This is a genomic window from Alkalilacustris brevis, from assembly GCF_003350345.1.
GTDB classification, from domain to species: Bacteria; Pseudomonadota; Alphaproteobacteria; order Rhodobacterales; family Rhodobacteraceae; genus Alkalilacustris; species Alkalilacustris brevis.
The window spans coordinates 20997-41047 of the sequence record NZ_QNVJ01000010.1; the positions used below are offsets into that span (position 1 = coordinate 20997).

General features: G+C 66.8%; 21 protein-coding genes. 14 read left to right on the forward strand and 7 right to left on the reverse strand.

Features of this window, described 5'->3' with window-relative positions; genetic code table 11:
- Window positions 1-23 precede the first annotated feature (23 nt).
- The 3 genes from DQ229_RS01460 (at window position 24) to zapE (ending at window position 3161) form a co-directional block, all read left to right on the forward strand.
- Entirely contained in the window at window positions 24-701 is a 678-nt protein-coding gene (locus DQ229_RS01460; protein ID WP_114964502.1) for a sugar transferase, read from the forward strand.
- Between the two features lie 47 nt (window positions 702-748).
- A complete protein-coding gene (locus DQ229_RS01465) occupies window positions 749-1885 on the forward strand; it encodes a polysaccharide biosynthesis/export family protein (RefSeq protein WP_114964503.1) in 1137 nt (378 codons plus the stop codon).
- Between the two features lie 175 nt (window positions 1886-2060).
- On the forward strand, window positions 2061-3161 hold the full coding sequence (zapE, locus tag DQ229_RS01470; RefSeq protein ID WP_114964504.1) for a cell division protein ZapE: 1101 nt from the start codon (window positions 2061-2063) through the stop codon (window positions 3159-3161).
- Window positions 3162-3180: 19 nt separating this feature from the next.
- On the opposite strand, the gene DQ229_RS01475 is transcribed toward zapE, so the two are convergent.
- From DQ229_RS01475 to DQ229_RS01485, 3 genes are all read right to left on the reverse strand, one after another.
- A complete protein-coding gene (locus tag DQ229_RS01475) occupies window positions 3181-4455 on the reverse strand; it encodes a bifunctional folylpolyglutamate synthase/dihydrofolate synthase (RefSeq protein WP_114964505.1) in 1275 nt (424 codons plus the stop codon).
- The gene (gene accD / locus DQ229_RS01480) at window positions 4452-5459 is read right to left on the reverse strand and encodes an acetyl-CoA carboxylase, carboxyltransferase subunit beta (protein WP_114964534.1); all 1008 of its coding nucleotides are present in this window, start codon (window positions 5457-5459) and stop codon (window positions 4452-4454) included. The genes DQ229_RS01475 and accD overlap by 4 nt, the downstream gene beginning before the upstream one ends.
- Window positions 5460-5525: 66 nt before the next feature.
- A complete protein-coding gene (locus DQ229_RS01485; protein ID WP_114964506.1) occupies window positions 5526-6419 on the reverse strand; it encodes a CPBP family intramembrane glutamic endopeptidase in 894 nt (297 codons plus the stop codon).
- 230 nt (window positions 6420-6649) lie between these two features.
- Between DQ229_RS01485 and ilvD the strand changes: the two genes are divergently transcribed.
- The 4 genes from ilvD (at window position 6650) to DQ229_RS01505 (ending at window position 10687) form a co-directional block, all read left to right on the forward strand.
- A complete protein-coding gene (gene ilvD / locus DQ229_RS01490; protein WP_114964507.1) occupies window positions 6650-8383 on the forward strand; it encodes a dihydroxy-acid dehydratase in 1734 nt (577 codons plus the stop codon).
- A complete protein-coding gene (locus DQ229_RS01495) occupies window positions 8364-8987 on the forward strand; it encodes a hypothetical protein (protein WP_155326415.1) in 624 nt (207 codons plus the stop codon). The genes ilvD and DQ229_RS01495 overlap by 20 nt, the downstream gene beginning before the upstream one ends.
- A complete protein-coding gene (locus tag DQ229_RS01500) occupies window positions 8984-9625 on the forward strand; it encodes a DUF6478 family protein (protein ID WP_114964509.1) in 642 nt (213 codons plus the stop codon). The genes DQ229_RS01495 and DQ229_RS01500 overlap by 4 nt, the downstream gene beginning before the upstream one ends.
- Before the next feature lie 156 nt (window positions 9626-9781).
- Window positions 9782-10687 (forward strand): LysR family transcriptional regulator, encoded by a 906-nt coding sequence (locus tag DQ229_RS01505; RefSeq protein ID WP_114964510.1) that lies wholly within the window; start codon window positions 9782-9784, stop codon window positions 10685-10687.
- Window positions 10688-10775: 88 nt separating this feature from the next.
- On the opposite strand, the gene DQ229_RS01510 is transcribed toward DQ229_RS01505, so the two are convergent.
- Entirely contained in the window at window positions 10776-11522 is a 747-nt protein-coding gene (locus tag DQ229_RS01510) for a GNAT family N-acetyltransferase (protein WP_114964511.1), read from the reverse strand.
- Complete coding sequence (locus tag DQ229_RS01515; protein ID WP_114964512.1) at window positions 11519-12250, reverse strand: competence/damage-inducible protein A; 732 nt, start codon at window positions 12248-12250, stop codon at window positions 11519-11521. The genes DQ229_RS01510 and DQ229_RS01515 overlap by 4 nt, the downstream gene beginning before the upstream one ends.
- A gap of 48 nt (window positions 12251-12298) precedes the next feature.
- On the opposite strand from DQ229_RS01515, the gene sfsA reads away from it, so the two are divergent.
- Both sfsA and map read left to right on the forward strand, forming a co-directional pair.
- The gene (gene sfsA / locus DQ229_RS01520; protein ID WP_114964535.1) at window positions 12299-13015 is read left to right on the forward strand and encodes a DNA/RNA nuclease SfsA; all 717 of its coding nucleotides are present in this window, start codon (window positions 12299-12301) and stop codon (window positions 13013-13015) included.
- A 74-nt stretch (window positions 13016-13089) separates the two neighbouring features.
- A complete protein-coding gene (map, locus tag DQ229_RS01525) occupies window positions 13090-13962 on the forward strand; it encodes a type I methionyl aminopeptidase (RefSeq protein ID WP_238380918.1) in 873 nt (290 codons plus the stop codon).
- Between the two features lie 9 nt (window positions 13963-13971).
- Here the strand turns inward: map and DQ229_RS01530 are convergent, their stop codons facing one another.
- Window positions 13972-14868 (reverse strand): NlpC/P60 family protein, encoded by an 897-nt coding sequence (locus DQ229_RS01530; RefSeq protein ID WP_114964537.1) that lies wholly within the window; start codon window positions 14866-14868, stop codon window positions 13972-13974.
- Window positions 14858-16255 (reverse strand): leucyl aminopeptidase family protein, encoded by a 1398-nt coding sequence (locus DQ229_RS01535; protein ID WP_114964513.1) that lies wholly within the window; start codon window positions 16253-16255, stop codon window positions 14858-14860. The genes DQ229_RS01530 and DQ229_RS01535 overlap by 11 nt, the downstream gene beginning before the upstream one ends.
- Before the next feature lie 136 nt (window positions 16256-16391).
- Between DQ229_RS01535 and DQ229_RS01540 the strand changes: the two genes are divergently transcribed.
- The 5 genes from DQ229_RS01540 (at window position 16392) to DQ229_RS01555 (ending at window position 20034) form a co-directional block, all read left to right on the forward strand.
- The gene (locus tag DQ229_RS01540) at window positions 16392-17519 is read left to right on the forward strand and encodes an S-(hydroxymethyl)glutathione dehydrogenase/class III alcohol dehydrogenase (RefSeq protein WP_114964514.1); all 1128 of its coding nucleotides are present in this window, start codon (window positions 16392-16394) and stop codon (window positions 17517-17519) included.
- 79 nt (window positions 17520-17598) lie between these two features.
- Complete coding sequence (locus DQ229_RS01545; protein ID WP_114964515.1) at window positions 17599-18414, forward strand: glutathione S-transferase family protein; 816 nt, start codon at window positions 17599-17601, stop codon at window positions 18412-18414.
- 104 nt (window positions 18415-18518) lie between these two features.
- Window positions 18519-18650 (forward strand): hypothetical protein, encoded by a 132-nt coding sequence (locus tag DQ229_RS16880; protein ID WP_274378815.1) that lies wholly within the window; start codon window positions 18519-18521, stop codon window positions 18648-18650.
- The gene (locus DQ229_RS01550) at window positions 18647-19336 is read left to right on the forward strand and encodes a class I SAM-dependent methyltransferase (RefSeq protein ID WP_114964516.1); all 690 of its coding nucleotides are present in this window, start codon (window positions 18647-18649) and stop codon (window positions 19334-19336) included. Before DQ229_RS16880 ends, DQ229_RS01550 begins: the two co-directional genes overlap by 4 nt.
- Window positions 19333-20034, forward strand: coding sequence for a methyltransferase domain-containing protein (locus tag DQ229_RS01555; protein ID WP_114964517.1), 702 nt, complete (start codon window positions 19333-19335; stop codon window positions 20032-20034). The genes DQ229_RS01550 and DQ229_RS01555 overlap by 4 nt, the downstream gene beginning before the upstream one ends.
- The last annotated feature ends 17 nt before the right edge of the window (window positions 20035-20051 follow it).

Genomic DNA, 20051 nt, shown 5'->3' on the forward strand with positions numbered 1-20051 from the left:
GCCCCCCGGAACGGAGGAAACACGTGGCAAGACGGATATCGGATATCGCCCTGGCGCTGGTGCTTGCGGTGCCGCTGCTGCCGGTTTTGCTGGGGTTGATGCTGCTGGTCTGCCTGGTTGACGGCCGGCCCGCACTCTTTGCGTCGGAGCGGGTGCGCGCCCCAGGCCGCCACTTCCGCATGTGGAAATTACGCACGATGCAGCCCGGGCCTGACGAAACCGGTGTATGCGGCGGGCACAAGGTGTGGCGGATCACCCCGCTGGGGCGCTGGCTACGCAAGCTGCGGCTGGACGAGTTGCCGCAACTCTGGAACATCCTCAGGGGCGACATGAGTTTTGTCGGCCCGCGGCCGCCAGAGCCGCAATATGTGGCGCAGTTTCCCGACCTCTATGCCCGGGTGCTGCGCCGGCGCCCCGGTGTGACGGGGCTTGCCACGCTGATCTACCACACCCATGAGGAACGGCTTCTGGCCCGGTGCCGCACCGCGCGGGAGGCCGAACGGATCTACACCCGACATTGCATTCCCCGCAAGGCGCGGCTCGACCTGATCTATCAGGCGCGGGCGGGGTTCTGGCTCGACCTTTGGCTGCTCTGGCGTTCGGCGCTGAAGGTGCTGCCGCCGTTCCGGCAAGCCGGCGCCGCATTGAGGGGGCTGCGATTGGGGGGCGCGGCGACCCCGCCGCGGGTGGTGGAGCGGTGAGCGGCGCGGTTGGCAGAGTCAGGCAAGGCTGGCGCCTTGCCTTGCGGTTGCCGGATCTTCCGCGCCTGCGCGGCCAGCGCCGCGCTGCCAGCCCGCTTGCAATCCTGTTCTGTCTGCTGGCGCTTGCGGCCTGCGACCTGCCGCGCACCGCGCCGGCGCAGGGCACCGTCCTGCGCGACAGCCGGGGTGAGGCGCGCGATGTCATGGTGGTGCCCGTGACCCGCGGTTCAGCAGGTCATATAGCGCAGTGGCCGGCGGGGCTGGTCGATGCGCCACCTGTCTGGCCGCCCGCGGGGCCGGGCGCGCCGGGGCCGGTGATCCGCCCGGGCGATCGACTGGACATCGCGGTATGGGACAACGAGCCGAATTCGCTGCTGACGGCCGAGGGGCAGAAGGTTGTCGATATCGGCGGCGTCTCCGTCAACGCTGAAGGCAGTGTGTTCCTGCCCTATCTTGAAGAGATCGACCTTGGCGGGCTGAGCCTCAAGACGGCGCGCGAGCGTCTGCAATCGCGGATGGCGGCGGCTTTCGGGGCCGGGCAGGTGCAGCTCGATATTGCGCCGGGCCGCGGCAACATGGTCGACGTGGTGGGCGGGGTTGTCCGTGCCGGCAGCCATCCGCTGCCCGATGGCGGGCTGACCGCGCTCAACCTGATCGCATTGTCGGGCGGGCCGGCGCCGGGACTTGCGAACCCCCAGTTGCGGGTGCTGCGTGGCGGGCAGCGCTATGGCATCGCGCTGGCACGTCTCTATGACGCGCCGGGGCTGGATGCGACGTTGCGCGCCGGTGACCGGGTGGTGCTGGAAGAGGACAGCCGCCATTTCATCGCGCTGGGCGCCTCGGGGCAGCAGGATCTGATTCCCTTCGGCCGCGAACGGCTTTCGGCGCTGGAGGCGGTGTCGATGATCGGGGGTGTCGAGGGCGCGCGCGGCTCACCGCGCGGGGTGCTGATCTTGCGCGCCTATCCCGAAAGCGCGGTTGATCCGTCGGGCGTGCGGGGGCCGGACAGGGCGCATGTCGTCTTCACGCTGGACCTGAGCGGCACGGACGGGCTGTTCGCCGCGCGCGGCCTTGCGATTCAGCCCGGCGATCTGCTGATGGTGACGGAATCGCCCGCGAATTCACTGCGCGCGGTGCTGGCGCTGGTCGCGCAGGGGCTGGGTGTGGCCGGCCGGCTTGATTGAGGCAGAGGTGCTGCGGGGCGCGTCGCGCGCGCGCCCTCTTTCCCCGCCCCGGCCGTCGCGTTAAAGCGTTTCGGCCATTCGTTGAATCGCCGAAACGCTTCAGCCTTATGTTTTGTCGCAATTTCGAACCGAAAAGGTCTATCAACTTTTTCTGAAATTGCTTTAAGAGCGCACCATGAGCGAGACCCTGGCCGAGATATATGACCGCTACATCGCGGGCGAGAAGCTGCGCCGCGATCCGGCGCAGCGCGCGGTTCTGGAAAGCCTTGAGCCGCTGCGCCGCTGGCTTGAGGCCGCCCCGCCCCCGTCGGCGGGCAATGGCGGTGTGCTGCGCAGGCTTTTCGCCCGCCCGCCCGAGGCCCCGCCCAGGGGGCTTTATCTCTGGGGTGGGGTCGGGCGCGGCAAGTCCATGCTGATGGACCTGTTTCACGGAAATGTCGGGACCGCTGCGAAGCGGCGCGTGCATTTTCACGCCTTCATGCAGGAGGTGCACGAGGGCATCAATGCGGCCCGCAAGCAGGGGGTCGATGACGCGCTTGCCCCGGTCGGCGCGGCGATCACCCGCGATCTGCGGCTGCTGTGCCTTGACGAGATGCAGATCACCGACATCACGGATGCGATGATCGTGGGCCGGCTGTTCAAGATGCTGTTCGAGGCGGGTGTCGTGGTTGTCACCACCTCCAACCGACCGCCCGACGATCTGTACAAGGACGGGCTGAACCGCGCCATTTTCCTGCCCTTCATCGACCTGATCAAGGAGCAGCTGGAGGTGCGCGAGCTGCGCGCGGCCACCGATTACCGCCAGAACCGTGATATCGGCGATCAGCGCTATTTTTATCCGGCTGATGATGTGGCGGCCGAGCAGATTGCGCAGATCTGGCAGAACCTCACCCAGGGCGCGCGCCCCGATCCGCTAAGGCTGCGCATCAAGGGGCGCGAAGTGGTGGTGCCTGAATTCGCCGGCGGGGTGGCCCGCGCGGGGTTCTGGGATATTTGCGGCCAACCCCTTGGGCCTGCGGATTACCTGGCGCTGGCCGATGCGGTGGATGTGCTGATTCTCGAAGACATCCCGCGACTTTCGCGCAAGAATTTCAACGAGGCGCGGCGCTTCGTGATCCTGATCGACGCGCTTTACGAGGCGCGCGTGACGCTGATCGCGAGCGCCGCCGACACGCCCGAGCAGCTTTACCTTGAGGGCGCGGGCGCCTTCGAGTTCGAGCGGACCGCCAGCCGCCTGCGCGAGATGCAGTCGGCCGAATGGGGCGCGGAGGAGTAGGCAGGCAGGCGGGCCGCGTTTAGCCGTTATCTCGCAGCACTTGCCCGGCCAGATAAAGCGAGCCGCATATCAGCACGCGCGCCTGCGGGGCCTCTTGCGTGATCATATCCAGCGCGGCATCCACGCTGCCGGAAACGCGAGGGTCGTCATGGCCCGCGGCAAGCGCCGCGTCGCGCGTGGCCTCGGCGCTCAGGGTTGCTGCCTCGCCCGGAATGGCCACGGCATGAAGCTGCTTTGCCTGCGCGGCCAGCGGGCGCAGATAGCCGGTGACATCTTTGGTATTGAGCATCCCGCAGATCAGATAGGTGGGCCGCCGGGGCATCTGCGCAAGCGTTTCGGCCAGCGCCTGCCCGGCCGCCGGGTTATGCCCGCCGTCAAGCCAGATCTCGGCCTCCGGCGCGCTGTCAGGCAGTGGCCCGCGGCGCAGCCGTTGCATCCGCGCGGGCCAGTCGGCGCCCGGGGCGGCCTCGAGTGCGGCTTCGGGCTGGCCAAGCGCGCGCAGCGCCGCCAGTGCCATGCCGGCATTGTCGATCTGGTGCTTTCCGGGCAGGCGGGGCAGGGGCAGGTCACGCAGACCGTGTTCATCCTGATAGATCAGCCGTCCAGCCTCTTCCCAGATGTGCCAGTGCTGGCCATGCACCAGAAGCGGCGCGCCCAGCCGCGCGGCCCGGGCCTCGATCGCCGCGAGTGCCTCTTCGGGCTGTGGCCCGACGATGCAGGGCACGCCCGGCTTGAGGATCCCGGCCTTTTCGCCGGCGATCTCGGCCAGGGTATTGCCCAGGTATTGCTGATGATCCAGCGAGACGGGCGTGATTACGGTCAGCGCGGGTTTCTCCACCACATTGGTGGCATCGAGCCGCCCGCCGAGGCCGACCTCGAGCAGCAGCCATTCGGCCGGGGTGCGGGCGAAGCCCAGCAGCGCCGCGCAGGTGGTGATTTCGAAATATGTGATCGACGTGCCGCCATTCGCGGCCTCGCATTCATCGAGCAGGCGCGCCAGCGCGGGTTCGGCGATCAGCTCACCGGCAAGGCGGATGCGCTCGTGAAAACGCACCAGATGCGGCGAGGTATAGGCATGGACGCGCGCGCCGGTAGCCTCGAGCCCCGCGCGGATCATGGCGAGCGTGGAGCCCTTGCCATTGGTGCCCGCGATGTGAATCACCGGCGGCAGCGCCGTTTCGGGATGATCCAGCGCGGCCAGCAGCCGCCAGACCCGGTCGAGCGTGAGATCGATGATCTTGGGGTGCAGCGCCATCATCCGGGCGAGGATGGCATCAGATTTGGCGGCGCTCACGGTTTGCTGGCGCTCCCGTGACCGGTGCCGCCGTCTTTGTCAGCCTTTCCGGGGCTTGCAGCGGGCAGCTCGGTGCTTCCGGTGCCTTCGGCGGCAGCCGCCGCGGGTGTGGCGGCTTCGGGCTTCGGTGCGGGCAGGTCGCCGCGCACGGCGGGCGATTCGCGCAGCAGCATCCGCAGGATCGTGATGAGTTCGTCACGCATCTTGCCGCGCGGGGTGACACGGTCGAGCATCCCGTGGTCCAGCAGATATTCGGCACGCTGGAAACCCTCGGGCAGCTTTTCGCGGATGGTCTGTTCGATAACCCGCGGGCCGGCAAAGCAGATAAGCGCGTTGGGCTCGGCGATCTGCACATCGCCCAGCATCGCGTAGCTGGCCGTCACCCCGCCGGTGGTGGGATGGGTCAGCACCACGATATAGGGCAGGCCGGCCTCGCGCAGCATCTGGATGGCAACGGTCGAGCGCGGCATCTGCATCAGGCTGAGGATGCCTTCCTGCATCCGCGCGCCCCCGGCGGCGGAAAACAGCACCAGCGGGCGGCGCAGTTTGACGGCGCGTTCGCAGGCGGCGATGATCGCATTGCCCACATACATGCCCATCGACCCGCCCATGAAGCTGAAATCCTGCGCGGCGGCGACGATGGGCGTGCGCCCCATCTCGCCCTCGGCCACGAGCATTGCCTCTTTCTCGCCCGTGGACCTCTGCGCGGCGCGCAGCCGGTCGGGGTATTTCTTCTGATCGCGGAAATGCAGCGGATCGGTGACAGGCTCGGGCACCGGCACTTCCGAGAAGATGCCGCCGTCGAAAAGTGCCTTGAAACGGTCGCGCGGGGTGATTGGCATATGATGCCCGCACCCGCTGCAGACCTGGAGGTTGTCGCTCAGTTCGCGGTGGAACAGCATGGTGCCGCATTCGCTGCACTTGACCCAGAGGTTCTCGGGCATCTCGCGGCGCGAGAACAGCGAATTGATCGTCGGGCGGACGTAGTTGGTGATCCAGTTCATCGCGCGGCGGACTCCCGGCTCGGCCTGTTCGGCCTTCCAGATAAGGCGCGCGCGGCGCGAATGCAATCAGCGACGGCGCAGAGCAAGACGGCAGATTGCCCAGATCGCGAGCAGCAGCACCGCATCGAAGGCCAGCAGAAGGGGCATGGTTTCGGTGTCGTCGGCGCCAAAGGGCATGCGATAAAGCGCAAGCCCCGAAAGATCGCCCTGTGGCGACAGCAGAAGCAGCGCGAAAAGGTTGTTGGAGAAATGCAGCCCCCAGGCCAGCCCCAGCGTGCCCGCACGCGCGGTCAGATCGGCGGCGATCAGGCCGAAAAGCGCGGTGATCGCCACCACCGGCCAGGCGTTGGCGCCCATCTGGCCGGGCTCATAATGCAGCATCCCGAAGGCGAGGCTGGGCAGCAGCATCCACACCAGCGTCGAGGAAAACCGCGCCGCAAGCTGCTGTTGCAGGTAGCCGCGAAACACCAGCTCCTCGGCGCCGGTCTGCACCAGCACCCCCAGCAGCGCCAGCGGCAGCAGCGCCAGCCATAGCCGCATGGGCAGGGCCGGCTCGGGCGCGGCGGGGTCGACAAGGGCAGCAAGCGCCAGCAGGTTGACCGCCAGGATCAGCGCCGCGCCGCCCAGAAAATGGCGCAGCGCGGTGCGGCCCGGCCCGATCAGGCTGCGCAGGCCGCGCCGGTGCAGCAGCCGCGCCGCCAGGACCGTGCCGATTCCCATGCCGGCGAAGGTTGCCAGCAGCATCAGCATCATGCCGGGCGAGGCGCCGATCGTCTCGCGGCTGAGGCCGCCAGGCGGCGCGGCGATGAGGCCGCGTCCGATCATCAGCCCGGCGCCCAGCATCACCAGAGCCGACCAGGCGACATGCACCACCCCGATCACGACCAGCCCGGCCAGCAGCCGCCAGAGTTGCGGATAACGCCGGGCCGGGGCGATATAGCTTAGAAATTCCGGTGTCATGGCGGCAGTTTCCGCCACCCGCACGGTAAGGGCAAGGCGGCTTGTGGCCCGCCGGCGGAGCGCCGCCCCCGATGTTGCGCCCCCGGCCGGCGGGGGCCTGCGGCGCGGATATTTATGACCAAGAAGAATGACAGGCGCGCAAGGATGGGGCGGCGCGGCATGATGCGGCTTGCCCCGTGGGCTTTCGCCGATTATCCCTTCTGCAGCCAGTTTTCCGGTAAAGGTGTCCGATGACCAACCAGCGCTTTGACAAGTCGAAACTTCCCAGCCGCCACGTCACCGAAGGGCCGGCGCGTGCACCGCATCGCAGCTATTTCTATGCGATGGGGATCGGCGAGGATGAAATCCACCAGCCCTGGGTTGGTGTCGCCACCTGCTGGAACGAGGCCGCGCCGTGCAACATCGCGCTGAATCGTCAGGCGCAGGTGGTCAAGCACGGTGTGAAACGGGGCGGCGGCACACCGCGCGAGTTCACCACCATCACTGTGACCGACGGTATCGCCATGGGACATGAGGGGATGCGCTCGAGCCTCGCCTCGCGCGAGGCGATCGCCGACACGGTGGAGCTGACCATGCGCGGGCATTGCTATGACGCGCTGGTGGGCCTCGCGGGCTGCGACAAGTCGCTGCCGGGCATGATGATGGCGATGGTGCGGCTCAATGTGCCCTCGGTGTTCATCTATGGCGGTTCGATCCTTCCGGGGCGGCTGAATGGCCAGGACGTGACCGTGCAAGATGTGTTCGAGGCCGTGGGCAAGCATCAGGCGGGCAATTACTCAGATGCCGAACTGGCCGTGCTGGAGCGTGTGGCCTGCCCCAGCGCGGGGGCCTGCGGCGGGCAGTTTACCGCCAACACCATGGCCTGCGTGTCCGAAGCGATCGGACTGGCGCTGCCCAATTCCAGCGGCGCGCCTGCGCCCTATGAAAGCCGCGACCAGTATTGCGAGGCTTCAGGCCTGGCGGTCATGAACCTGCTTGAAAAGAACATTCGCGCCCGCGACATCGTCACCCGCAAATCGCTGGAGAACGCCGCGCGCGTCGTGGCCTGCACGGGCGGTTCGACCAATGCCGGGCTGCATCTGCCTGCGATGGCGCATGAGGCGGGGATCGAGTTTGACCTGTTCGATGTCTGCGACATCTTCCGCGAGACGCCCTATTTCGTCGATCTCAAGCCCGGCGGGAAATATGTGGCCAAGGATCTGTATGAGGCCGGCGGCGTGCCGGTGGTGATGAAGGAGTTGCGCAAGCTTGGCCTGATCCACGAGGATTGCATCACCGCCACCGGCCGCAGCATGGGTGAGGAGATCGACATTGTCGAACGCGAGGCCGATGGCCGCGTGATCTATCCCGCTGCCACTCCGATCACGAAGACTGGCGGCGTCGTGGGGCTCAAGGGCAACCTCGCGCCCGAGGGCGCAATCGTGAAGGTCGCCGGCATGTCCGAGAGCGAGCAGGTCTTTACCGGCCCCGCGCGCGTGTTCGAATGTGAAGAAGACGCGTTCGAGGCGGTGAAGGCGCGCAGCTATGAGGAAGGCGAAGTGATCGTGATCCGCAATGAGGGCCCCGCCGGCGGACCGGGGATGCGCGAGATGCTGGCCACTACCGCCGCGCTGTCGGGTCAGGGCATGGGCAAGAAGGTCGCGCTGATTACCGACGGGCGCTTTTCGGGGGCGACGCGTGGGTTCTGTGTGGGGCATGTCGGCCCCGAGGCGGCTCATGGTGGGCCGATCGCGCTGCTGCGCGACGGGGACATGATCACCATCGACGCGATCAAGGGCGCGCTTTCCGTGGCCGTGTCGGACGAGGAGCTTGCCCGGCGCAAGGCCGATTGGAAAGGCCCGCGCGCGACGATCTACGCCTCGGGGGCGTTGTGGAAATATGCGCAACTTGTCGGCTCCACCCGCAAGGGCGCGGTGACGCATCCGGGGGCCAGCGCCGAGCAGCATGTTTACATGGACCTCTAGGCCGCTCGCTGCTGCGTTCGCCCCGCTGCTGCTGGCCGGTTGCCTTGACGGGTTTGGCCAGGGGCGCGAGGCGGTCGAGGTGGTGCGGGTGCTTGATGGCGGCGTCGCCATCGGCGGGCCAGCCGGGTATTGCGTCGATCCCGTCGGCACGCGCGACAACGCCGACGGGGCCTTCGTGTTGCTGGGCAGTTGCGCGGCGCTGTCGGGCGATGGGGCCGCGCGGCATCCGGGACATCTGGCGGTGCTGACCGCGTCGGTGACACCGCGTGCGGGCGGGCCGGCAGTGGCCGAGATCGCCGAAGAGATGGCCGCGCATTTCGCGAGCGAGGCGGGGCGTGCGATGCTCAGCCGGTCTGGCCGGGCGGAAACCGTGACTTTGCGCGCGGTGGAGGCGCAGGAAGGCGCGCTGTCGCTGCATGTCAGCGACAGCAGCGATTTCGCCGGACCCGAGGTTGCGCAAGACTATCTGCGCGCGGTCTTCGACCTGGGCGACAGCATCGTGATGCTTTCGGTCGTGCCGCTTGCCGCGCAACCGATGGAGCCGCAGGCCGTGCAGGCGCTGCTTGACGCCTTTCGCGACCGTGTCCTGCGGGAGAATCCATGAGTGGCCGGGCGGACATGCCCGCGCCCCGTGCCGGGGCCGAGGTAGTGGCACGGGCCGCGCCCGGCGTGCCCTTTCGCCCGCTGCATTGCGATTGGGCCTGGCGCCCGGCGCCCTGGGCGTCGCGGCTGTCCGGGGCGGCGGTCGATTGGGTGCAAAGCGGTCATGCGCTGACCGGGGATGTCAGCCTGCATCATGACGCGTCCTCGGCCTGCCGCATCGCTTGCAGTCAGATGGCCCAGCCGGAGGGACCCGCCGATCAGGCGCTTTCCCTGACGGCCGAAGGGTTCGACGGCAGTTTCCTGTCGCTGGCTCTCGAGCTTCCGCCGGCGGCCTGGCAGGGGTTGCGCCCCGATCATCTGCTCGGGGTCTGGCTGGCTCTGACCGAAGAAGGCGGGGGCGTCTATCTGCGGCTCAACATCCGACACGGCCCGAACCACCTTCAGCTGTTGCGGCATGTGCCGCCCGGCAGGGGCGCCGATGCCGGAGGCGTGCTGACGGAGTTCGATCTGATTTGCACCCCGTTCAACGAAAAGCGCGTGAGTCAGATCTGGTGCGATCTGATCTTGGGCGATGAGGGGTCCTCCGGCGCTGTCCTGCGGGATGTAAGCCTGACCCGAAGGCCGCGCGCCGCGATCTGACGCGGCCATGGCCTGCCCTCGACGGTTGCATGTTTCCAAAAAAGGAACGGTTCGCGACAATACCTAGATATTGTCTGGCCGGTTCCGCAATCTCGCCCGATTTCGCCGCCAGAAATTGCTTCACTGAAATGAAGATTTGCCGCAGCGGGTGTACTCATGGACCGACTGACCGAAATGGAAGCTTTCGCAACCGTCGTGGATCAGGGAGGATTCACGGATGCGGCGCGAAAGATGGGCATATCGAAGTCGGCGGTTTCCAAGCACGTGTCATCGCTGGAGGCGCGGCTGGGTGCGCGACTGCTCAACCGCACAACCCGGCGCGTCAGCCCGACCGAGATCGGGCTTGCCTATTATGACCGCGCGCGGCGCGTGCTCAATGATGCGGGCGAGGCCGATTCGCTGGTCAGCGCCATGCAGTCGGCACCGTCGGGCGTGCTGCGAATGTCGGTGGCGACCGATTTCGGTGTGCACCTGCTTTCGCCCATGCTTGGCGATTTCCTGAACGAATATCCCGAGATCTCGATCAACATGGTGCTGGGCAACCGTTTCGTCGAGTTGATCTCGGAAGGGTTCGACATGGCGATTCGCGTGGGCGACCTGGAAGACAGCACGCTGCGGGCGCGCAAGATCACCGAAACCACCAAGCGTATGGTCGCGGCGCCCTCCTACTTTCAGGCGCATGGGCGGCCCATGCGAATCGATGATCTGAGCGACCACAAGCTGTTGCATTATTCGAACCATCCCAGCGGCAATGTCTGGAAGATCACTGCCCCGTCGGGCGAAAAGCGGCAGGTTCGCAGCAGCGGTTCGCTTACCGTCAATGACGGGCAATCGCTGCTCAATGCCGCCATCGCCGGGCTTGGGATCGCCCATCTGCCCAGCTTTCTCTATGCGGACCCCTTGCGCAAGGGGCTGCTGGAAGAGGCGATTCCGGACCTCCCGCGCGAGGATCTGGGGATCTACGCGGTCTATCCGCCGGGGCGGTTCACCCAACCCAAGGTGCGGGCCTTCATCGACTTTCTTGCAGCGCGCTTTTCGGGGCGCGGACCCGAGAGCTGGTAACGCGGCAATCCTTTTTCCGTCCGCCTGGCGCCTCTTGTGGCGCTGACTGGCCGGCGCTTATTGGCGCCGGCCTTTTTGTGGTGCCGGCTCAGATGTCACCGGAACTCCGATAGTGATAGCGCGCGGCGGGTTCCATCCCGAGGCCGGCGTAAAGCAGCCGCGCGGGCTGGTTTGCCTCGGTCACGGCCAGGGCCAGCCATTCCGCACCTTGTGCCATTGCCCACTCGGCCGCGCCGCGCGTCAGGTTGCGCGCGGCCCCGCGCCGCCTGAGGGCCGCGGTCACCACCACCGCGTGCAGCATGGCGATGCCTTGATGCATGGCGATGAAGCCAGCGCCGGCCACCCTGTCCGATTGTCGGGCCATCAGCGCCACGCGCGGATCGCTCGCACGTTCCATCACCCGCAGGCGTTCCGGGCCGATCCCCTCTTCGGCCCAGAGTTCGCGCTGGATCGCCAGCGGCGGCCAGATCGACAAGACCTGCATGACCGGGAGCGGCTCGGGCAGGAGCTGCCGGGCCGGGGCTGCGTAGATCACCGTGGGTTCGCTGCGCATGTAGCCCCGCGCGGCAAGCGCCTCGTCCAGGACGGCATCGCCGGGGTGGCTTTCCGGCCGCAGCATGAAAAGTGGCGCCTGCCCCAGCGCCCGCATCGCCTGTTCGGCGGCCGCAATATCATCGGGGCCGAATGGCCCTTCTGCGGTGGCGGCTGACACGCGTTTGCCGCCGCCCGCACCCTCGCGCAGAAGCCACGGCCCCTGCTTGCGCACTGCTGCGGGCGGCCATGTGGCGGCAAGCACCGCGAAAAGTGTTTCGGCCGAGGGTGCCGCTGCGCTCATGCCGTGGCCTCGGGGAAAAGCCGGGCCAGCGTCAGGGTTGCGGCATCGACGCGCGCCTTGTCTTGGCCGCGCACGACGATTTCGGCCCCGTGAATGCCGTCACGCACAAAGGGGTAGGAGCCAAAGCTCAGGTCGGGGTAATCCTGCGCCAGTTGGCGCAACGGCCCGGCGATGTCACCCTCGCCGCGGTTGATGCGCAGCGACTGGCTGAGAAGCGGCGCCCCCCCCGTCAGCGCCGGCAGAACCGAGGCGACCATCGCCTCGAAAATCGCGGGAACCCCGGCCATCACATGCACATTGCCCAGGATGAAGCCGGGCGCGGCGGAAATCGGATTCTCGATCAGCGTTGCACCATCGGGGATACGGGCCATGCGCAGCCGGGCCTCGTTCAGTTCGCCGCCGGTTTGTTCATAGCGCGCAGCCAACAGGGCGCGGGCATCGTCGCGCACGCCGATGTTCACCCCGAAGGCCGCGGCCACCGCATCGGCGGTGATGTCGTCATGGGTGGGGCCGATGCCGCCGGAGGTGAAGACATGGTCATGTGCCCCACGCAATGCGTTCAGCGCAGCGACGATCATGTCGTGATCGTCGGCGACAAAGCGCGCTTCGCGAAACTCGATGCCGTGCCGGGTCAGCATTCCGGCGAGGTGGTGCATGTTGGAATCGCGCGTGCGACCCGAGAGTATCTCGTCACCGATGACCAGCATCGCGGCGGTGGGATTGGGCATGTCGCGGCCTCCTTGTCCGGCTTGTGCCAAGGGTATATGTCGCGCGCCATGCGCTTTCAAACCCCCCTTGTGCCGGCGCGGCTGGTTCGGCGTTACAAACGCTTTCTTGCCGATATGGTGCTTGAGGCCGATGGCCGCGAGGTGGTGGCCCATTGCCCGAACCCCGGCGCCATGCTGGGGCTGGCTGATCCGGGGATGCGCTGCTGGCTGGAACCCAATGACGACCCGCGAAAGAAGCTCGGGTTCGGCTGGCGGCTGGTCGAGTTGCCGGGCGGGCATATGGCAGGAATAGACGCGGGTCTGCCCAACCGTGTGGTCGGCGATGCGCTGCGCGCTGGCCGGATTGCCCCGCTTGCCGGGTATGAGACGGTGCGCGCCGAAGTGCGCTATGGCAAGGCCAGCCGCGTCGATTTTCTGCTGTCAGGCAAGGGCGGGCAGGCCTATGTCGAGGTCAAGAACGTGCACTTGCGCCGCGAAGGCGACTGGGCCGAGTTCCCCGATTGCGTCACCGCGCGCGGGGCGCGGCACCTGGCCGAGCTGTCGGATATGGCCGCACAGGGGCACCGCGCCGTGATGCTGTATCTGGTGCAGCGCAGCGATTGCGCGCGCTTTCGGCTGGCGAGCGATCTGGACCCGGCCTATGCGCGCGCCTTCGATGCGGCCGGCGCCGCCGGGGTCGAGGTGCTGGCCTATGGCACCCGGCTTTCACCCGAGGGCATCGGTTTCGGCGATCAAATGCCTGTCGATCCTGCGCCGCAGGCCTAGCTTGTTTCCGGCCATGCCGGTATTGTGACCCGCGTGAAACTGAAGGCGCGACTGTGACTGCGACGGAGAAAGCATTGGACGAGAATCTCAAAGGCCGCGTAACCCGTGACGGCATCCGGATTCACGAGCCCGGCGATTTCGAGGCAATGCACAAGGCAGGCCGGCTGGCGGCCGGGATCCTCGATGCGGTCATTCCGCTGATCGAACCCGGCCGCACCACCGGCGAAATCGACGCCGCGATCACCCGGATGGTCGAAGAGGCCGGCGCGAAATCGGCCACCATCGGCTATCGTGGTTATCAGCACGCGTCGTGCATCAGCGTGAATCATGTGGTCTGCCACGGGATTCCGGGGGCGCCGGTGCCGAAATGGCGGGGCGAGACCAACTCGCGCAGCCACGAAAAGCTGCGCCCTGATGATCGGCTTCTCGACGGCGACATCCTGAATGTGGATGTGACGGTCATTGTGGATGGCTGGTTCGGTGACAGCAGCCGCATGTATGTCGCAGGAACGCCCAAAGCCTATTCCGAGCGACTGATCGATGTCACCCATGACGCGCTCATGGAAGGTATTGCCGCGGTCAAGCCCGGCAATACCTTTGGCGATATCGGCGCGGCCATTCAGAAATTCGTCGAGGGCAACCGCATGAGCGTGGTGCGCGATTTTTGCGGCCACGGGCTGGGGCGGGTGTTTCACGCGCCGCCAAATGTGCTGCATTACGGTCGCCCCGGCACCGGTCCGGTTCTGGAGGAAGGGATGTTCTTCACTATCGAGCCGATGGTGAACCTGGGCCGCCCCGAAACCATGGTTCTGGCCGATGAATGGACCGCTGTCACCCGCGACAAGTCGCTTTCGGCGCAGTTCGAGCATTCGGTGGGCGTGACAGCGACGGGCTGCGATATCTTTACGCTCTCGCCGGCGGGCAGGTTTCACCCGACCTGGGGCTGATGCGCTGTTTCAGCGGTCGAGCCGCCGCCATGCGATGATATCACCGCCGCCCGCAGCCTTGATCCGTGCGCGGGCTTCGGCCAGCGGCTCGATCGCGACGGCCATGTGATGGGCATTGGCGTGGAGCAGCCGCGCACCGTCAAGCATCCAGCCCACATGCCCCTTCCAGAACACCAGGTCGCCGCGCTTCAGCGGTGCTTCCTGCACAAGCGGCTGGCCCAGCGCCTGTTGCAGGTCGCTGTCTGGCGGGCAGGGGATGGCGCAGGCCAGACACCCCGCCTGCACCAGCCCCGAGCAGTCGATCCCCCAGCGGCTGTTCCCGCCCCACAGGTAGGGCGTGCCCAGCAGGCTTTCGGCCACCGCGACCGGGTCTTGCGCTGGCTGATGCAGAGGGAGGACATGCTGGGCAGGCACGAAATGCCCGCAATCGGTAGCCAGGAAAGGCACCGCGGCACCACCGCCCAGCGCGGTCTTGCCCGCCTGCCGGCTTTTCGCCTTGTCGCTTGCCTTGATCGTCAGGCGTGCACCCAGCGACAGGCTGGCAGCCTCGGGCGCCTTGAGGTCGGGTGCGGTGTAAAGATGTGTGGCCGGGGCGCCGACCCGATGGGTCGGGTCAGCCCAGTCGTCCAGCGCAGCCATCGGCAGCCAGCCCACATGCCCGTCGTGTTCGGCTTGCCCGAAAGCGTGATCGCCGCGCAGCTCCAGCATAACGAACGCCTGGCCCATCAGGAGCTGCCGCGCCCGTGGCCCCTTTGGTTCAAGGTTGAGGTCAATTAGAGCCGGCGCAATGCGCATTCGCAGCCCTTCAACGAAGCGCCCGGCTTCCACCCGCCCCCGCAGCGACACATGCGCGACATGCCCGTTGAAGGGCATGAGCCGGGGGTCGAAGGACGGCTCAGGCCTCATCGAGCGCCAGAACGGAAGGCAGCGCCTCGAACAACGCCCGCGCGCCTTGGCCCAGGCCGCCGCGCGGGCGCGCCGGGGCATCCTTGGGCTGCCAGCCGTAGATGTCGAAATGCGCAAAGCGTTCGGTCGCCTCGACAAAGCGGCGCAGGAACAGTGCGGCCGTGATCGCCCCACCCTGGCCGCCGGATGGCGCATTGTCGAGATCGGCGATGCCCGGCTCGATCATTGCCTCGTAGGGGTCCCAGAACGGCATTCGCCAGACCGGATCGCGCACCTTCTGGCCGCCCTGCGACAGCACCGCTGCAAGCGTGTCGTCATCGCAGAAGAAGGGCGCCAGTTCGGGCCCCATTGCCACCCGCGCCGCGCCTGTCAGGGTCGCCATGCAGATGATTGCATCCGGGGCCTCTTCATCGGCCAGCGCCAGTGCATCGGCCAGCACGAGCCGGCCCTCGGCGTCGGTGTTGTTCACCTCGACCGTCAGGCCCTTGCGGCTGGTCAGGATGTCGCCGGGGCGGAAGGCATTCCCGTCAATGGCGTTCTCCACCGCGGGGATCAGCAGCCGCAGCCGCACCTTCCAGCCCGCCGCCATGATCATCCGCGCCAGCCCGATCTGCGTGGCCGCGCCGCCCATGTCCTTTTTCATGAGGCCCATCGAAGAACCGGGTTTGATGTTCAGCCCGCCGGTGTCGAAACACACGCCCTTGCCCACCAGCGTCAGGCGCGGCCCCTCACTGCCCCATGTCATGTCGAGCAGCCGCGGCGCGCGCGGCGAGGCCCGGCCAACCGCATGGATCAGCGGCAGGTTGCCGGTCAGCAATTCGTCGTCGCGCGTGACGATCAGGTCGGCGTCAAACTCGCGTGCCAGCGCCGTCACGGCGGCCTCAAGGTCATCGGGGCCCATGTCGGCGGCGGGCGTGTTGATCAGATCGCGCGTCAGCGCCTCGGCCGTGGCGATGCTTTCCAGCCGCGCGGCATCGGCGCCCTCGGGGGCCTTGAGGCGCGGCAAGGCGCGGGTGGAACCCACCCGATAGCGTTCGAACCGATAGGCCGAGAGAAGCCAGCCCAGCGCCAGCTCGTCGCGGTCCTCTTCAGGCAACACCGTCGCCAGATGATAGGCGGCCTCGGGCAGCCCCGCCACGCCCTTGAGCGCGCCAAACCGCGCCCGCGCCCGCGCCTTGCCGTCGCCATGGCCCAGAACGGCACCTGCGGGGCGGCCATCGGGGCCGGGCAGGGCCAGCGTTTCGCCCAGCTTGGCGCGAAAGCCCGCGGCCTCGACCCAGGCGCGCTGCGGCTCGGGCAGGGTTTCGCGCCAGGTTTTCAAGCCCGCGCTGTCGATGACGTGAAGCGGCAGAGAGTCGTCCTCGGGCGCGGCAAAGGTGAATGTCACGAATGATCCTCCGGTTTCGGGTATGGGCTGAAGCCTAATGCTTTGACAGGCCGGCGCAAGCTGTCCGTTCGGCTCTTGCGCGCGGGCGGTGTTTCGATCACGCTTGCGCAAAAATCACCTGTGTGGAGGAGCCGCCATGCGTACCCGCGCTGCTGTTGCCGTCGAGGCCGGAAAACCGCTTGAAATCATGGATGTGAACCTGGAAGGCCCGCGCCCCGGCGAGGTGATGGTCGAGATCAAGGCCACCGGGCTTTGCCACACCGATGATTTCACCCTTTCGGGTGCCGACCCGGAGGGGCTGTTTCCTGCCATCCTGGGCCATGAGGGTGCCGGCGTCGTCGTCGAGGTGGGCGCAGGCGTGACCAGCGTGAAACCGGGCGATCATGTCATCCCGCTTTATACGCCCGAATGCCGCGCCTGCCCTTCGTGCCTGAGCCAGAAGACCAACCTCTGCACCTCGATCCGCGCCACCCAGGGCCAGGGGGTGATGCCCGATGGAAGCTCGCGCTTCTCCACCCTCGATGGCGACCCGATCCTGCATTACATGGGCTGCTCGACATTCTCGAACTACACGGTGCTGCCGGAGATTGCCGTTGCGAAAATCCGCGAGGACGCGCCCTTCGACAAGGTCTGCTATATCGGCTGCGGTGTCACCACCGGCATCGGCGCGGTGATCAACACCGCCAAGGTCGAGATTGGCGCCAAGGCGGTGGTGTTCGGGCTGGGCGGCATCGGGCTCAACGTGATCCAGGGCCTGCGGCTGGCTGGGGCCGACATGATTATCGGCGTCGATATCAACCCGGGCAAGAAGGAAATGGCCGAACGCTTCGGCATGACCCATTTCGTCAACCCCAAGGATTGCGACAACGTCGTGGCCGAGATCGTCAACCTGACGAAAACGCCCTTCGACCAGATCGGCGGCGCCGATTACAGCTTTGATTGCACCGGCAATGTGCAGGTGATGCGCGATGCGCTGGAATGCACGCACCGGGGCTGGGGCCAGTCGATCATCATCGGCGTCGCGCCCGCAGGCGCCGAGATCAGCACCCGCCCCTTCCAGCTGGTCACCGGGCGGGTCTGGAAAGGCACTGCCTTTGGTGGCGCGCGCGGGCGCACCGATGTGCCGAAGATCGTCGACTGGTACATGGACGGCAAGATCGAGATCGACCCGATGATCACCCACAAGCTGAAACTTGACGAGATCAACAAGGGGTTCGAGATGATGCACAAGGGTGAATCGATCCGCTCGGTGGTGGTCTACTGACGCGCCCCGTTTCAACGGCCCGTGGTGCGCTTGCGCATTTCGGGCCGTGTCCCGCCATTGCCCGTGAACGGTAGCCCGGATGTCCTTGCCCGAACTCAAGCGCCCGCTCGTATGCCACATCCCGGTGTGCCCGTTTTCGCAAAGGCTGGAAATCCTGCTTGCGCTCAAGGGGTTGAGTGATGCCGTCGATTTCCACGTTGTCGATATCACCCGCCCGCGGCCGGGCTGGCTGCTCGAACGCACGGAGGGGACCACGGCGATGCCGGTTCTGCTACTGCCCGATGGCGGGGTCATCAAGGAAAGCCTGGTGATCCTGCGCTATCTGGAAGAGGCCTTTCCCGAGCCGGTCATCGCCCGGCGCGACCCTGTCGAGCGCGCGTTTGAGCGTATGCTGATCGCACATGAAGGACCGTTCACCGCCTGCGGGTATAGGTTTGTGATGAACCGCGACCCGGATGCGCGTGATGCGCACGTGGAACGGATGCTGGAGGAGTTCGGCAAGCTCGATGCCTTCCTCACCCGCCATAATCCTGACGGCACCTATCTGTTCGATCGTTTCGGCCTGGCAGAGGCGGTGTTCACGCCGATCTTCATGCGGTTCTGGTTTCTTGAGTATTACGAGGGGTTCGACCTGCCGCAGACAGCCGATTATGCCCGCGTCCGGCGGTGGCGCGAGGCTTGCCTTGAGCATGCGCATGTCGATCAGGTCAGCCGCGAGGAAATCATCAAGCTCTACTATGATTACGCGCTTGGCGCCGGCAACGGCGCACTTCCCGAAGGGCGGCAGGTTTCGAGCCTTGTTTTCACACCGCACTGGTCCGCGCGGCCCTGGCCTCCGCGCGACAAGTATGGGCGGGCGGCGACCGATCGCGAACTGGGGCTGCTGGCGGGTTGAGCCGGCCTGAGGCGGATGACGTTGTATGTTTTGCGCAAACCACCGATAAGGTTGTCTTGCGGTGCTGGCAACGAAAGGCGCAAGGCCCTTTCCGGGCCGTTCCCATGAGCCAACTTTTTGAAGAACTTGATGACTGTGTGACGCGCGTGGATGCACGGTGGTGCAACCCGCTAACCGATCGTCCCGTCACCCAGACGGTCTATCTGGCGCGCAATGACGGCGGCGCCGGGGCATGACGGCGGCGGCCAACTCGCCCGTTGCCCCCGCCGGGGATGCCTGCCCGGTCTGCGGTGCGGCGGCGATTGAGCCTTTCCTGCACGTAGAAGGACGCGACTACTGGTGCTGCGCCGAATGCGAGGCGCGCTATCTGGCGCCCGCGCAGCGCCCGTCGCGCGACGACGAATTCGCACATTACCTGCATCACGAGAACGCCCCCGACGATCCGCGCTATCGCCGTTTTCTGTCAAAGCTGGCCGATCCACTGCTGGAGCGTCTCGCGCCCGGCGCGCGCGGGCTGGATTATGGCTGCGGCCCCGGCCCGGCGCTGGCGGCGATGTTGCGCGAGGCGGGGCATGAGGTGGCGCTGTATGACCCGTTCTTTGCCCCTGACCCGGCGCCTTTGTCCGAAACCTATAATTTCATCACCTGCACCGAGGTGGCCGAGCATTTCCACGATCCATACGCCGAATTCGCCCGCCTGCGGGGGCTTGTGCGCCCCGGCGGCTGGCTGGCGGTGATGACCTGTTTTCAGACAGATGATGCACGTTTCGCGGCGTGGCATTACCGCAAGGACCCTACGCATGTGGTATTCTACCGCGCGGCCACGTTTCGCTATCTGGCGCAGGGCTGGGGCTGGCATTGCGAGGTGCCGGCCAAGGATGTCGCCCTGTTGCAGCGCCCCGGCACGCAGGGGGGCGCATGACGACCTGGCTGCACGAACAGCGGCTGGAGGCGGTGCGCGCCGAGGTGCTGGACAGTGGCGCGCAAAGCGTGCTCGACCTTGGGTGTGGCGATGGCGATCTTTTCGTGCGCCTCGCCACCGCGCCGGAACTCGAGCGGCTGGTGGGAATCGACATCTGCGCCGCGTCGCTGGAGCGGCTGCAAGGCAGGCTCAGGGAGCAGGCGGCGAGGGCAGGCGCCATCGAATTGCGCTGCGCATCGATGACCGAGGCCGACCCCGCCCTGACAGGGTTCGATTGCGCCGTTCTGGTCGAGACGATCGAACATGTCGAGCCTGCGCATCTCTCGCGGCTCGAGCGCGCGGTCTTCGGGCAGATGCAGCCCGGCACCGTCATCATCACCACCCCGAATGCCGAGTTCAACCCGCTGCTGGGCGTGCCGGCGCACCGCTTTCGCCACCCCGATCACCGTTTCGAGTGGCCGCGCGCCCGGTTCCGCGCCTGGGGGCAGCGCGTGGCTGCGGCCTGGTGCTATGATGTGCGGTTTCGCGATATCGCGGGCTGTCATCCCGACCTCGGCGGTGCCAGCCAGATGGCCGTGTTCCGCAGACGCACGATCACCGGCAAGCAGCAGGCATCACGCGTCCATGAAGATGCACCATGCGGGGAAGCCGATGCCGCGATCGATCAGGATGCCGGTGACTCGCGGCCTGATTGCTGACGACATCAAGATGGTGG